This is a genomic window from Chryseobacterium sp. KACC 21268, from assembly GCA_028736075.1.
Taxonomy (GTDB): domain Bacteria; phylum Bacteroidota; class Bacteroidia; order Flavobacteriales; family Weeksellaceae; genus Epilithonimonas.
This window is the reverse complement of record CP117875.1, coordinates 1,678,687-1,693,872: the sequence shown is the minus strand read 5'-3', so window position 1 is coordinate 1,693,872 and position 15,186 is coordinate 1,678,687. Positions and strand designations below refer to the sequence as shown.

Here is a 15,186-nt window from a genome sequence, read left to right as displayed (position 1 = left end):
TCATATTCCTGAAAAATATTATCTTCCAAAACACAAAATCAACAGTTTTATGGATAAGAAAAAACTTCGGGAATCGATTTTCAGACATTTGGATGGGATTGTGACAGCGCCAGTGATTTCAGCTTTGTCAAAGAAAAATATTTTAGATTTCATTAACGAAAAACAAACTTTGGAACTTTCTGAAATCAATGAAAAATTCAATTCCAATGAAGGTTATTTGAATGTTGCACTGAGAGTTTTGGCGTCTCAAGGTTTTCTGGATTATCACTTGAATAATGAAACGAATGTTGTGAAAATATCAGCCAATTCCAAAACTGAAGAAGCATTTTCTTATCAAAAAATCTACTGTGATTTGGCAGAATTTCTGGCCGACCCAAACGTCATCAATTCCAAAGAACTGACCGAAGAACTCTGCAAAAAGTGGATTGCAATCTTCGAAAAATACAAATCTTTTTTGATGGAAAATGTAGATGGAAATTCATTGAAATATCAAATCCAAAAACACATCGAAGGTGCGCTGGTTGGTCCCATCATCATCAAACTCGGAATGAGTGGAATGTTCCACAAATACTTTATGGAAGCGAGTTTCAGCGCGGAAGAGTTTCACAAGAATCCGCATTATTTTGAAATCATCCTCAATTATCTTTCAGAAATCGGCTGGTTTTCCAAAAAGGGAAATAATTTCCAATTCACGGAAACGGGACTTTTCTTTGCGAGACGCGCAACAGCTTATGGCGTAACGGTTTCTTACCTTCCTATGTTCTCAAAATTGGACAATCTGATTTTCGGAAAAGCCTCAGAAATCCGTGAAATTGAAGATGGCGAAGACGAGATTCACGTGAACCGCGAGATGAATGTTTGGGGAAGTGGTGGCGCGCATTTGACTTACTTCAAAGTGATTGATGAGTTTATCATCGAGATTTTCAACCGGCCAATCAATGAGCAACCAAAGGGAATTTTGGATATGGGTTGCGGAAACGGCGCTCTTTTGCAACATCTTTATGAAGTCATAGAAAGACAAACTTTGCGCGGAAAATATTTGGAAGAACATCCGTTATTTTTGGTTGGCGCAGATTACAATCCAGCATCGTTGAAAGTAACGCGCGCCAATCTCATCAAAAATGACATTTGGGCAAAGGTGATTTGGGGCGACATTGGAAATCCGAAACAACTTGCCGAAGATTTGCAATCCGACTACAATATCGAATTGGGAGATTTGCTGAACATCAGAACATTCCTCGACCATAACCGAATTTGGGAAGACGTTTTGGACACCGACAGCCAAAGAATCAGCACTTCAACAGGCGCATTTGCGTTCCGAGGAAAACGATTGTCCAATCGTGATGTCGAAGAAAATCTTTTGAATCATCTCAAAAAATGGACGCCTTATGTTGAGAAATTTGGCTTGCTTTTGATTGAGCTTCACACACTTTCGCCAGAAATCACTTCGAAAAATCTTGGTTTGACAGCTTCCACAGCGTACGACGCGACACACGGATTTTCTGACCAATACATTTTGGAAGTCGATGTTTTCCACAGGATTTGCAAGGAATCTGGTTTGGAACCGGACGTCAATTTGTTCAAGAAATTTCCGGACTCTGAGTTGGCGACGGTGAGTATCAATTTGTTGAAGAAATAATTTTCAAAACATTTTTCGCTTGCTCAATATGCCTTAAATTATGATAGATGACAAAGCGAAATGTATCGCCCAACTTGAGTTTGACGAGCTTTGAAATACTGATTGAGGTTTTGGTTTTTTCTAAATTGATTCTATTCGATTGTTCCAATAAACCGAGCAATTGATTTTGTTGATTGATGAACTCTTTCACAACATCCTTGTCCAAATTACTGTGGATTGGATTCATTGATTTGAAGGTTTTCATTTTGTTCAACTTCTCTTTTGGAAGCATACTTTTGGCAAAATAATCTCCTAAAATCCCAGATGAAAATTCAGTTTTTGGAGGAAACTTAGAAGTCGAAATTCTGTCGGCAATTTCGGGAATGTAAAAATTACCATAACGGTTGAGATGCTCCAGACATTCCAAAACGCTCCAACTTTCTTCGGAATTTCGAAAATTGAGTTCGGAAATCTCTTTACCCAAAAGCGTTTTTGCAAATTGAATATTTTCGTGGGTAATGTTTTTTAATTCTGAAATTAATTTTGAAGTCGAAATTTTCATTGATGATTTTTTACAAATATCCTCAGAAAATCATTCTTAAATCTTGACTGAACTCAAGATTTTTTGAGCCTTGACAAAGTTTCCAGACTCATCCGAAGGTATTTGGCGATATATTTATTCGGGATTTCTTGGAATAATTTCGGACTTCGCCTCCAAACCCTTTCGTAGCGGATTTTCGGAGAATTGTACAGCAAATCTTTTTCGCGCTCAATCTGTTGCAAGACCAAATCTTCCAGAATGGAATTCCAAAGTTTCAGATGTTCAACATTTGAGTTGACAAATGTATAAAAATCCTTTCTGGATGCTACTTTGAAAATGGAACTTTTAATCGCCTGAATATAAAATTCCGATGGTTTATCCGACAAAAAAGAATCCAGAGAAACGATGATATTTCCTTTGTAACCGAAGCGGATGATGCGTTCCTCGTTATCATCATCAATGAAAATCCGAACGCTTCCTTCTTCCACCAAATAAACATTTGTATCTGTGGTCCCGGAAATTTTTAGAAATTCATTTCGTTTCAGCTTTTTGGTTTCCCAATGCAATTCTTTTTGCAATAAATCTATTATCATATCCAAAGAAAAAATCCTCATTTTCAGATGAGGATTTGTAATATTTTGGAGTTATTTTATGCTTTTAACTCTTATCATTCCTTTGTTTTCGTGGTACATCATACACATTATTTTGCCGTCCCTTTCTGCGCATTCTTTTGTGTAATCGTAAATCACTGATACTTTTTCGCCATCATTTTTCGTGGCTAAAATATCTGCATTGCAAACCAAGTAATCTTCGTTTTCTGCGACTCTGACATAAGTTCCCGTACAATCTCTCACAATGGTTCCTGTTTGCAATCTGTCGTGAACGGACTTGCAGGAGAAAATTGACAATGCGGAAATGGCTAAAATTAAAATGTTTGTTGCTTTCATTTTTTGATGATTTATTTGAAATCAAAAATACGATTAATTCTAACTGCAAATAAGAGATATTTATAGTACAAAAAATTTTATAATAAAGACAAAATATTTTTTACGCATTACGGGAAACCGTAAGGAAGTTTTATTAATTATATATAATTTTCCAGAAAATTTACAATGAAAAAACTAATTATCTTCTCTACCGTACTGATAGGCGGTTTTATGATTGCTCAAAAAAAAATAGCAAACATTTATTCAACTTCGGAACTTCAAAATATGCAGAATTCGATACCTGCAAATGAACAACAGGAATTTTATAGTCAATATTTAAAAGCAAGTCTTTTCGAAAAAATAAAAAAGAATTTTAATTCCAAAAAATACTCTGATAATCTGCTGAAAAAATTTACAGATTCAATCGTGTTACGCAACGATTTTGGATTTGACGAAGAAACTTCTAATGATAAAGAAGAAAAACTGATGACCTTTGAAGAATATGCTTCACTTGAAAAGGAAAGAGAAAAAAAACGAAAGGAAAGCTTGGAAAAAATGAAAAAAGACGACCCAAAACATTACAAACTTTTTACCAGTATATTGGACAATACATCCGACAAAACAGGAGATGTGAAAAAAGATTATGAGCAGTATAGGGAAAACTATGAGTTTCAAAAAAACCCTTTCAACAGCATCTATTCACCAGAAAGCAGAAAATTGGTGATTCAAAAATTAAATGAGCAATTTGCCAAAAAGAATTACAACTCCGAAGAAACTGAAGAATTATTGTTGAAAAACTTCAGTCCAAATTATATCAACTTTCCAAATCCAGTTTCCAAGCACGACAGCGAAGCGCAAATTTATGAGGTTGTAAATAACGAAATCATTGCATTTGGTGTAACTTCCGGTTATGCAGCAGGAACCTTCGAAAATTATTATAAAATTGATGGCGATAACATAATTCCCATTTCCGTTTATCCTTATGAAGACCAAAATTTCGTTAAAAAAGTTTCTAAATATGTCAAGAAAGGTTTCCGTTTTGAAGGAAGAGCAGGAGCTGATATAAAAAAGACCAGTGATGAATATTTTTTGTCAACCAATTTGTACAAAGAAGATGATGCAAATTGTTGCCCATCGATGTTGATTGAATACAAAACAAAAGATTTTAAAACTTTTATCCCTCTCAAGATTGCAGATAATTCAGAAAATCCAAAATGGAAAACCATTAAATAATAAATAAAAGAAAGCGTTGTTAGAATAAATCTAACAACGCTTTCTTTATTATATTTAATCCTAAAATTACATCGCCTCCATTTTAAAAGTCATACTCTCAATCACCTTCAAAATCGCTTCAACCGTATCCATTGACGTTAAACAAGGAACACCGTTTTCAACTGACATTCTTCGGATTTGGAAACCGTCTCTTTCGGCTTGTTTTCCTTTGGTGGTCGTATTCACAACGTATTGGACTTTTCCTTTTTGAATCAAATCAATCAAATTGACATCTTCCTCTCCAATCTTGTAACCGATTTTGGTTTGGATTCCTTTTTCCTCGAAATACTTCGCCGTTCCTTCTGTTGCCCAGATTCTGAAACCAATCGTATGGAATCTTCTCGCAATTTCAGACGCTTCTTCCTTGTCCTGGTCAGCCACTGTGAATAAGATGGAACCGTGTGTCGGCACTTTTCTTCCAGCACCGATTAATCCTTTGTACAAGGCTTTTTCGAAGGTTGAATCTTTGCCCATTACTTCGCCTGTCGATTTCATTTCTGGTCCGAGAGAGATATCCACTTTCGTCAATTTGCTGAAAGAGAAAACCGGAACTTTCACGAAAATGCCTTCTTTGTTCGGAATCAATCCCGATGTGTAACCCAAGTCTTTGAGTTTCGCCCCAAGAATTGCTTTGGTTGCAAGATTTGCCATAGGAACATCCGTTATTTTGGATAGGAAAGGAACGGTTCTGGACGAACGTGGATTCACTTCTATTACAAAAACTTCACCTTTGGAAATCACGTATTGGATGTTCATTAATCCAATCACATTCAAGCCTTTAGCTAATCTTATCGTGTAATCTTCTAAAGTTTTGATTTGAGTTTCCGTCAAATGTTGTGGCGGATAAACGGCGATTGAGTCTCCGGAATGGACACCAGCTCTTTCGATATGTTCCATAATCCCTGGAATGACAACCGTTTCGCCGTCGCAAATTGCATCTACTTCGACTTCTTGGCCTGTCAAATATCGGTCAATCAAAACTGGCTGGTCTGGGCTCGCTTCCACCGCATTTTCCATATAATGCGAAAGTTCCTTCTCCGTATAAACGATTTCCATAGCTCGACCTCCCAAAACATAACTTGGACGCACCAAAACCGGATAACCAATTTCGTTGGCAATCACAATTGCTTCTTCTTTTGAAGTCGAAGTTTTTCCTAAAGGCTGTGGGATTCCCAGTTCCTGAAGCGCTTTCTCGAATTTATCTCTGTTCTCCGCTCTATCCAAATCTTCGAGTGAAGTTCCCAAAATCTGAACGGCGTGAGCCGATAATTTATCTGCTAAATTAATAGCGGTTTGTCCGCCAAACTGAACCACAACACCTTTTGGTTTTTCAAGTTCGATGATGTTCATCACGTCTTCTTCCGCCAAAGGTTCGAAGTATAATTTGTCAGCAATCGAGAAGTCTGTAGAAACCGTCTCCGGATTATTATTAATGATAATCGCCTCGTAACCCATCTGCTGAATCGCCCAAACCGAATGAACCGTAGCATAATCGAACTCAACACCTTGCCCAATTCTAATTGGACCTGAACCAAGAACGATGATTTTTTCCTTGTCAGAAACCACACTTTCATTTTCTTCTTCGTAAGTTCCGTAGAAATAAGGCGTTTCAGATTCAAATTCTGCCGCGCAAGTATCCACCATTTTGTAAACCGGCATCACACCATTTTCTTTTCTGAAATTGAAAACTTCACGTTGTGTCGTTTCCCAAAGATGAGCGATATTTAGGTCAGCAAAGCCTAATTTCTTAGCTTCGATAAGCGTTTCCTTCTCAAACTTGTTATCTGCAATTGTCTTTTCGAAATCAATTAATTTTTTGATTTTCCAGATGAAGAATTTATCGATTTTGCTCCATTCCACAATCTGTTCCCAATCGTATCCTCTTCTCAAAGCGTCACCGATGATGAACAATCTCTCGTCATCACAAACGCGAATCCTTCTTTCAATTTCCTCGTCGGTAAGGGCTAAAGCTTGTTTTGCTTTTAATCCCAAATGGCGAAGTCCGGTTTCCAAAGAACGGATGGCTTTGTGCAAAGACTCTTCGAAATTTCTTCCGATGGCCATTACTTCGCCCGTCGCTTTCATTTGCGTCGACAATCTTCTGTCAGCCGTTTCAAATTTATCGAATGGGAATCTTGGAAACTTGGTCACGACATAATCCAAAGCTGGCTCGAAACAAGCGTAAGACGTTCCGGTTACAGGATTTTTGATTTCGTCCAATGTCAATCCAACGGCAATTTTTGCAGCAATTTTCGCAATCGGATAACCAGTTGCCTTACTTGCTAAAGCCGATGAACGCGAGACTCTCGGATTTACTTCGATGATATAATATTGGTAAGAATGCGGGTCGAGAGCGAGCTGAACGTTGCAACCACCTTCGATTCCCAATGCTCGAATTATTTTGAGTGATGCATTTCGTAGCATCTGATATTCTCTGTCAGAAAGTGTTTGCGAGGGCGCAACAACAATTGAATCTCCCGTGTGAACACCAACCGGGTCGATGTTTTCCATATTACAAACCACTATGGCGTTGTCGTTTTTGTCACGCATCACTTCGTATTCGATTTCTTTGAAACCTGCGATAGATTTCTCAATCAGACATTGCGTTACGGGAGAATATTTCAATCCCAATTCAGCAATTTCACGAAGTTCGGGTTCTGTGGCAGCAATTCCACCGCCTGTTCCACCCATTGTAAAAGCGGGACGAACAATTACCGGATAACCGATTCTATTAGCAAAATCAATTGCGCCTTCAACAGTTGTTACGATGTCGGAATCTGGAACCGGCTCGTTCAATTCGTGCATCAATTCACGGAAAAGGTCTCTGTCTTCGGCTTGATTGATAGCGTCTAATTTGGTTCCCAGAACTTCCACCTTACATTCCTCCAAGATTCCGGATTTCTGTAATTCAACCGCCATATTAAGTCCGGTTTGTCCACCTAAAGTTGGCAACAATGCATCCGGACGTTCTTTTCTGATGATTCTGGAAACAAATTCCAGAGAAATCGGTTCGATATAAACTTTGTCGGCAATCTCTTTGTCCGTCATTATCGTTGCCGGATTGGAATTGATTAGAATCACGCTGTAACCTTCCTCTCTCAAGGAAAGACAAGCTTGTGTCCCCGAATAATCAAATTCCGCCGCCTGGCCAATGATGATGGGACCTGAGCCGATTACTAAAATTGTTTTTATGTCTGTACGCTTTGCCATTTTACTTTTTTACTTGATTAGATTTAAACTCCTCCATTAATTCAATAAAATCATCAAATAGATAATTCGCATCTTCTGGGCCTGGACTTGCTTCCGGGTGGTATTGAACGGAGAAACAAGGATGGATTTTGTGTTTCAGACCTTCGTTGGTTTTGTCGTTCAGTGCGATGTGTGTTTCGATTAAGTCTGTGTTTTTCAAAGATTCCTGGTCAATCGCGTAACCGTGATTCTGAGAAGTGATAGCCACTTTATTTTTTTCTAAATCCAAAACCGGATGATTGCCACCTCTGTGACCAAATTTCAGTTTGTAAGTCTTTGCGCCACAAGCCAGACCAATCAATTGATGACCTAAACAAATCCCGAAAATCGGCACTTTTCCGAGCAATCCATTAATCAATTCTGAGGCACCTTTCACATCTTCCGGGTCGCCGGGACCGTTGGAAAGCATTATGCCGTCTGGGTCCATCAATAAAATATCTTCTGCGGTTGTGTCCTGAGAAACCACAATGATGTCGCAATTTCTTTGAGATAATTCGCGGATGATTCCCAACTTGGAACCGAAATCTACCAACACCACTTTGAAGCCTCTTCCAGGACTTGCATAAGCAGTTTTTGTGGAAACAGATTCTACTTGATTGATAGGGAAATTAGTTACTTTCAATTCTTCAACCACAGAATTTTCGTCAGTTTCTGCGTTAACGATTTTTCCTTTAACCACACCTTTGTTGCGAAGAATTCTGGTCAGTCTTCTCGTGTCAATTCCTGAGATTCCGGATAGATTTTTCTTTTTGAAAAGTTCATCCAAGGTCATTTGAGTTCGGAAGTTGGAAGGTAAATCGCACAATTCTTTGACAATCAAACCTTTGATTGCCGGTTCGATGCTTTCGTAATCGTCGCGGTTGATGCCGTAATTTCCTATCAACGGGTACGTCATACAAACGATTTGTCCGCAATAGCTTGGGTCGGAAATCAATTCCTGATAACCCGTCATTCCTGTGTTGAAAACCACTTCGCCGGCAGTCTCCTGTTCTGCTCCGAATCCTACCCCATTGAATACTTCTCCGGATTCTAATATTAATTTCTTTTTCATTTTTACTTTTTATGTTGGAAGCGGGAAGATGGATGTTGGAAGTCTTCCTTCTCCCCGCTTCTGTCTTCCTTTCTATATTTTATTCCATTTTTACTCAAAAAAAACACGCCCGAAAAGCGTGAATTAATTTTTAATTTTGGGAGTCGACAAACTCGAATCCTTTATTCTCAAGGTCAAATTTAAGAATCGCCATTCTTGCAAAAACGCCGTTCTGCATTTGTTTGAAGATTCTGGACCTTTCACATTCCACCAATTCCGAATCAATCTCCACACCTCTGTTGATTGGTGCCGGATGCATAATGATGGCGTTTGGCTTCATTTTCTTTTCTCTTTCCTTGGTCAAACCGAATTTCTTAAGATAATCTTCGGACTTGAAGTTGAAAGTTCTCTCGTGACGCTCGTGCTGGATTCTCAACAACATCAAAACATCCACTTCTTTCACCAAATCGTCGAACTGCATATACGTTCCGTTGACCAACATTCCTTCGTCAAACCAGAATTCCGGGCCAGAGAAATAGACTTTCGCTCCCATTCTTCTGAACAATCCTGCGCCTGAATTGGCAACTCGGCTGTGTTTCACATCACCTACGATTCCAATCTTCAAACCTTCTATCTTTCCAAATTCCTGAATGATGGTCAAAGCGTCCAAAAGCGCCTGTGAAGGATGGCTTCCAACGCCGTCGCCAGCATTTACGATACTCAATTTCGCATCTTGAAGCTGGTCGTAATATCTTTTTTCAGAATGTCTGATAACCGCAACTTCCACGCCGATAGCCTCCAAAGTTTTAATCGTATCAAGCATTGTTTCGCCTTTTGCGATGGAACTTTTTTCAGCTTCAAAATCAATAACCTGAAGTCCGAGTTTCTTTTCAGCAACTTCAAAGCTTGTTTTGGTTCTTGTACTATTCTCAAAAAAGAGGTTCGCGGCGAAAACATCACCTTTAATTTTGCTGACTTTACCATCTGCAAACTGTTGTGCTTCCTGTAAAATTTTTTCTATACTCTCCGTGGAGACGCGTGCAAGCTTAATCATATCTGAAATTTTTAAATAAAAAAAACGAAGCCTAAAAGACTTCGTTAAATATAAAAAATATTGTTGTTGTCGGCAAATTTGCCAAACACTATTGTCGCTAAATTCTGTACCAGATTCATTGGGTGCAAAGATACCAATATTTTCGATATGATGAAATCTTATCTATTTTTTTTGTAATAAATCAATGAACTTCTACGCTTAAAATTTCTCCAGTCAAATATTTTCTTTACTTTTGAAAGAATTGACATTATTATGAGTTTGGACAAAAAAGACAAATTAATTCTCTCGCTTCTACAGGAAGATTCTACGCTATCGGTAAAGGAAATCTCCGAAAAAATCGGACTGACTTTCACGCCGACCTACGAGCGTATCAAAAACCTTGAAAAAAGTGGCGTTGTAGAAAAATATGTCGCCCTACTCAACCGTGAAAAACTCGGAATCAATATCGTTGTCTATTGCAATGTCCGACTCAAAGAACAGTCTCAAAACACGCTTAAAGATTTCGAAAATTATATCTCAAAATATGATGAAGTCCAGGAAATCATCAGTCTTTCCGGCGAATATGATTATCAATTGAAAATCTTAGCAAACGACATTTATTCCTATAATCACTTCACTGTTAATGTGATTTCAAACAGTCCTCACATTGGGCAATATCACAGTTCTATTGTTTTGGCTGAAGTGAAAAAATCTACCAAGTTCAAACTGGATTAAAAATATATTTCTATCGCAAAGTCGCAAAATTATTTACTAATAAACTGCTGAAAGTCGCAAAATAAAACCTTCGATTTACATCATTCCAAGTAACTTAAAACTTTGCGACTTAAAACATCAAGTTTAATTAAATCTTGCGCCTTTGCGATATTTTTCAACCCAACAATTTATCTCTGACTTTATTGAATTGATATTCGATTTCGTCGAGGCAAAGGTTTCCCAAACTGCCTTGATGAGAGTGATTGAGTTCTTTATAATCATATTCGAACATGCCATTTTCTATTTCCTGACCGATTTGGATATAGGCATCTCGAAATGATTTTCCATTCTTCACTTCTTCGTTGATTTTCTCTACGCTGAAGATGTATTTGTATTTTTCATCATCCAGAATATTGTCTTTTACTTCGATGTTTGGAAGCGTGTAAATCAGGATTTCCAGACATTCTTTCAAGGAATCGATGGCCGGAAAAAGGATTTCTTTTGTCAATTGCAAATCTCTGTGATAACCTGACGGCAGATTATTCGTCACCAAAATCAATTCATTTGGCAAAGCCTGAATTCTGTTGCATCTCGCTCTTACCAATTCAAAAATATCGGGATTTTTCTTGTGTGGCATAATACTGCTTCCAGTTGTGAATTCTTTCGGAAAACTTATGAAATCGAAGTTCTGACTTAAATAAAGACAAACATCGTAAGAAAATTTGCTTAAAGTTCCTGCTATAACCGACAACGAATTCGCCAACAATTTCTCGGATTTCCCACGCGTCATCTGCGCATAAACCACATTATGATTCAAAGTTCTGAAACCGAGTTTGTAAGTCGTACTTTCTCTGTCAATCGGGAATGACGAACCGTAACCTGCAGCCGAGCCTAGTGGATTTTTATTAATGATATTCTTCGTCGCAAACAGCAATTCCAAATCGTCCACCAAAGATTCTGCATACGCACCAAACCACAATCCGAAAGACGACGGCATCGCCACCTGCAAATGCGTGTAGCCAGGCAACAAAACATCTTTGTGAAGATTGGCTTTGTCTTTCAGGATTTGAAAAAATGAATCGGTCAGCTCTGTGATTTCTCTGATTTCGTCTATTAAGTATAATTTGATATCCGTCAAAATCTGGTCGTTTCTGGACCTTGCGGTGTGGATTTTTTTTCCTGTTTCGCCCAGTTTTTCGATGAGGATATTTTCGATTTGAGAATGGATATCTTCTGCTGTTTTATCGATTTCGAAAGTTTCTTTTTCGATTTCAGAAAGAACTTCTTCCAAAACGGCCACAATTGCCTGCTCTTCATCCAGTCGAATCAATCCAACTTCTGCGAGCATTTTTGCGTGGGCGATAGAACCCAACACATCGTATTTTGCTAATCTGTCGTCAAAATCCAAGTCTTTCCCGACTGTGAATTTTGTAACCAAATCATTGGTTGTCGTATTGTCTTTTTGCCAGATTTTTTTCATTTTGTAATATTTTGATGTTTTGAACGCAAAGCGCGCAAAGATTTTTTTTATTTTATTGAAAACATTTTTTGAGGTTCGCAAAGGCGCTGACGCTCACCAAAGAATGAATTCTAAAGTTCTTTTGAATTGAAGACAAATCTTCAACTTTGCGAAGCGCAGCCCGACTTGAGCGGAAATCCTTTTTTGCTTATACTCAAGTTCTATTTAAACTGGAATTGTAGGCAAAAAAGATTGGGAGCGGAAGGCGGAAAAGCTGCCCAAATCCTTATTTTTCTACTTTATTTAATAGGATTACATTCTATCCTTTGCTAAAACGTCCTTTTAGGACTTTATAAAATATTTTCTAATATTTTAATGTAAACATCGATGCCTTCTCGGATTTCGTCGATGTAGATAAACTCGTCTGCGGTGTGGGAACGCAAACTGTCGCCGGGTCCCAACTTGACCGACGTGCACGGAATAATCGCCTGGTCCGAGGATGTCGGCGAACCGTAAGTTGTCCTGCCCAACGCCAATCCAGCCTGAACAAACGGATGGTTGACGTCGATTTTTGAGGAATTGAGACGGAATGACCTCGGTGTCAGTTTGGATTTCATCTGCGACTGGATGATTTCGAAAACTTCGCGATTCGTGTATTCGTCTGTCACGCGGACATCCAGTGTGAAATTGCATTTTTCGGGAACCACGTTGTGTTGCGTTCCTGCGTTGAGAACTGATAATGTGACTTTCACTTCGCCCAAATAATCGGAAACTTTCGGAAATTTGAAATCGAGGATGTTTTGCAAATCCTTCATACATTTCACAATCGCATTGTCATCGTTTGGATGCGCAGCGTGAGAAGGCGTTCCCAGCATTTCGCCATCGATGACGAGCAAACCTTTTTCTGCAATCGCCAGATTCATTTTTGTGGGCTCGCCAACGATTGCCAATTCGACGTTCGGAAGTTGCGGAAACAAGGCTTCGATGCCGTCCAGACCTGAGATTTCTTCTTCGGCTGTCAAAGCAATTACTAAATTATGCGACAAATCTTCGGCTTCATAAAAATAAAGAAACGTCTGCGCCATAGCTACCAAAGACGCGCCTGCATCGTTGCTTCCCAGACCGAATAATTTGCCGTCTTTTTCCACTGGAATGAACGGGTCCAAAGTGTAAGCTTTGTTTGGTTTTACCGTGTCGTGGTGCGTGTTCAGAAGAATGGATGGTTTGCCTGCATCAAAATATTTGTTGGTTGCCCAGATGTTATTTTTGAATCTGTTGACATTCAATTGATGCTCATTGAAAAAGCCTTCGATGATGAGCGAAGCGTTGTATTCGTCTCGACTCATAGAGGGTGTTGCGATGAGTTTTTTCAGTAATTTGACGGCGTTTTCCGCAAGTTCTTCTCTGCTAAAGACAGATTTCAGTTCCTTCATTTCCTTGTTTTATTTGGTCTGACAGTTTTTTCTCGTTAATCAAAGACACTTTCTGAACGCCATTTTCTTTGGCCTTGAAAGCATTTTCGAGTTTTGGTAAAATTCCTTTGTGAAGTTTTCTTTGTGATTTTAATTCAGAAAATTCATTTTTATTAATGATCTTAAGATTTGAATCTTCGTCTTCCACATTTTCCAAAACCCCGTTTTTATCGAAACAGAACAACAATTCTGTCTCGAAATTTTTTGATAAAGCCTGAGCAATAGTTCCGGCAATCGTGTCTGCGTTGGTGTTTAACAGATTTCCTTTTTTATCGTGAGTGATTGCAGAAAACACCGGAACCAAACCCAGATTTATCATATTTGTAATCAATTCGTGATTGATGCTTTTTTCATTAATATCGCCCACAAATCCAAAATTAATGGTTGGATGCTGGCGTTTTTCAGCTTGAATTAAATTGCCGTCTGCGCCGGAAAATCCCATCGCGTTGCAATTGAAACTCTGCAATTTCGCCACAATATTTTTGTTGATTCTTCCGGCGTAAACCATCGTCACCAACTTCAAAGTTTTCTTGTTGGTAATCCTGCGTCCATCAATCATCGTCTGTGTGATTTTCAGTTTTTCTGCCAAAGTTTCTGCAATCTTTCCACCGCCGTGAATCAGGATTTTGGCGCCTTCGATTTGAGAAAACTGCTGAAGAAAAGCTTTCAATGATTTTTTGTCATCGATTAGAGCGCCTCCGATTTTTATGATGTGTAGTTTTTGCATTTATTTTGAACGCAAAGTGCGTTAAGATTTTTTTTTAATTATTGAAAATATTTTGAGGTTCGCAAATCAAAGATTCATCGATTCCTTTAAAATCAATAAACATTTGAGATAAAGGCGCTTACGCTCAGCAAAGTTTTTCCTCTCCCCAACCCTCTCCAAAGGAGAGGGAGTTATAAGTCATCTAATATTTCAGAGAAAACAGCCTGTGCAGAAAAAATCCTGTTTTTTGCCTGCTGATAAATGATTGAGTTTTCGCCGTCCATTACTTCATCGCTTAATTCCAAATTTCTACGGACGGGAAGGCAATGCATCACTTTTCCATTGTTTGTCAATTTTAACTTTTCATTGGTCAACATCCAGTTTTCTTCAACTTTCGACATAGTTGCATAATCTTCAAACGACGACCAGTTTTTAACGTAAACAAAATCTGCATCTTTCAATGCTTCATCCTGATTATGAATTACTTTCGCATCCTTTGTGAAATTTTTATCCAAATCGTAACCTTCGGGATTGGCAATCACGAAATCAACGTCCATTTGTTGCATCCATTCTGTGAATGAGTTTCCGACAGCCTGCGCAATCGGTTTGATGTGAGGCGCCCAAGTCAAAACGACTTTTGGTTTTCTGTTTTCTGTCCAATTTTCTGTGATTGTGATGCAATCTGCCAGACTTTGCAACGGATGACGCGTTGCGGATTCCAAGGAAATCACTGGGACTTTGGCGTGTTTTAGGAATTGGCTCAGAATACTTTCGTTCACGTCGTCTTCTTTGCTTTTCATTCCTGCGAAACATCTTACGGCGATGATATCACAATATTGATTCAGAACCTCGATGGCATCTTTGATGTGCTCAACTGTGTCGCCGTTCATCACAGTTCCATCAGCGAATTCCAGATTCCAGGCTTCTTGTGCAGCGTTGAGTGTTAAGACATTTAACCCTAAATTCTGAGCGGCGATTTGAGAACTCAATCTTGTTCTGAGACTGGAATTAAGGAAAACCAAACCAATCGTTTTCCCTTTTCCTTTGGTTGGATTTTCTAATGGATTTTCTTTTATTTTTAAGGCTTTTGCAATGATTTCCTGCAAATTATCTATATCGTAAACCGAAGTGAAATTTTTCATTTTGAAGATTTTTTTGAACGCAAA

13 protein-coding genes are annotated in these 15,186 nt (G+C 38.5%); 3 read left to right on the top strand and 10 right to left on the bottom strand.

Annotated features, from left to right (window positions below):
* The first annotated feature begins 49 nt into the window (after positions 1 to 49).
* Complete coding sequence (locus tag PQ459_07955) at positions 50 to 1,639, top strand: class I SAM-dependent methyltransferase (protein WDF48401.1); 1,590 nt, start codon at positions 50 to 52, stop codon at positions 1,637 to 1,639.
* Here PQ459_07955 and PQ459_07950 read toward each other — a convergent pair.
* The 3 genes from PQ459_07950 to PQ459_07940 are packed head-to-tail and all read right to left on the bottom strand — an operon-like array spanning position 1,620 to position 3,106.
* Entirely contained in the window at positions 1,620 to 2,180 is a 561-nt protein-coding gene (locus tag PQ459_07950; GenBank protein WDF48400.1) for a DinB family protein, read from the bottom strand. The genes PQ459_07955 and PQ459_07950 overlap by 20 nt on opposite strands.
* Positions 2,181 to 2,233: 53 nt before the next feature.
* The gene (locus PQ459_07945; protein WDF48399.1) at positions 2,234 to 2,773 is read right to left on the bottom strand and encodes a Crp/Fnr family transcriptional regulator; all 540 of its coding nucleotides are present in this window, start codon (positions 2,771 to 2,773) and stop codon (positions 2,234 to 2,236) included.
* A 30-nt stretch (positions 2,774 to 2,803) separates the two neighbouring features.
* Positions 2,804 to 3,106: a hypothetical protein gene (locus tag PQ459_07940; protein ID WDF48398.1), complete on the bottom strand. Its 303-nt coding sequence runs from the start codon at positions 3,104 to 3,106 to the stop codon at positions 2,804 to 2,806.
* 165 nt (positions 3,107 to 3,271) lie between these two features.
* Between PQ459_07940 and PQ459_07935 the strand changes: the two genes are divergently transcribed.
* A complete protein-coding gene (locus tag PQ459_07935) occupies positions 3,272 to 4,318 on the top strand; it encodes a hypothetical protein (GenBank protein WDF48397.1) in 1,047 nt (348 codons plus the stop codon).
* A gap of 66 nt (positions 4,319 to 4,384) precedes the next feature.
* Here the strand turns inward: PQ459_07935 and carB are convergent, their stop codons facing one another.
* From carB to PQ459_07920, 3 genes are all read right to left on the bottom strand, one after another.
* Entirely contained in the window at positions 4,385 to 7,567 is a 3,183-nt protein-coding gene (gene carB / locus PQ459_07930; protein WDF48396.1) for a carbamoyl-phosphate synthase large subunit, read from the bottom strand.
* 1 nt (position 7,568) lies between these two features.
* A complete protein-coding gene (gene carA / locus PQ459_07925) occupies positions 7,569 to 8,657 on the bottom strand; it encodes a glutamine-hydrolyzing carbamoyl-phosphate synthase small subunit (protein WDF48395.1) in 1,089 nt (362 codons plus the stop codon).
* Positions 8,658 to 8,787: 130 nt separating this feature from the next.
* Positions 8,788 to 9,690, bottom strand: a complete 903-nt coding sequence (locus tag PQ459_07920; protein ID WDF48394.1) for an aspartate carbamoyltransferase catalytic subunit — start codon at positions 9,688 to 9,690, stop codon at positions 8,788 to 8,790.
* 258 nt (positions 9,691 to 9,948) lie between these two features.
* Between PQ459_07920 and PQ459_07915 the strand changes: the two genes are divergently transcribed.
* Entirely contained in the window at positions 9,949 to 10,404 is a 456-nt protein-coding gene (locus PQ459_07915; GenBank protein ID WDF48702.1) for an Lrp/AsnC family transcriptional regulator, read from the top strand.
* A gap of 154 nt (positions 10,405 to 10,558) precedes the next feature.
* Here the strand turns inward: PQ459_07915 and argH are convergent, their stop codons facing one another.
* From argH to PQ459_07895, 4 genes are all read right to left on the bottom strand, one after another.
* Positions 10,559 to 11,863, bottom strand: a complete 1,305-nt coding sequence (gene argH, locus PQ459_07910; protein WDF48393.1) for an argininosuccinate lyase — start codon at positions 11,861 to 11,863, stop codon at positions 10,559 to 10,561.
* A gap of 329 nt (positions 11,864 to 12,192) precedes the next feature.
* A complete protein-coding gene (locus tag PQ459_07905) occupies positions 12,193 to 13,275 on the bottom strand; it encodes a M20 family metallo-hydrolase (protein ID WDF48392.1) in 1,083 nt (360 codons plus the stop codon).
* Positions 13,250 to 14,041 (bottom strand): acetylglutamate kinase, encoded by a 792-nt coding sequence (argB, locus tag PQ459_07900; protein WDF48391.1) that lies wholly within the window; start codon positions 14,039 to 14,041, stop codon positions 13,250 to 13,252. Before argB ends, PQ459_07905 begins: the two co-directional genes overlap by 26 nt.
* A 170-nt stretch (positions 14,042 to 14,211) precedes the next feature.
* Positions 14,212 to 15,162: an N-acetylornithine carbamoyltransferase gene (locus tag PQ459_07895; protein WDF48390.1), complete on the bottom strand. Its 951-nt coding sequence runs from the start codon at positions 15,160 to 15,162 to the stop codon at positions 14,212 to 14,214.
* Between the last annotated feature and the right edge of the window lie 24 nt (positions 15,163 to 15,186).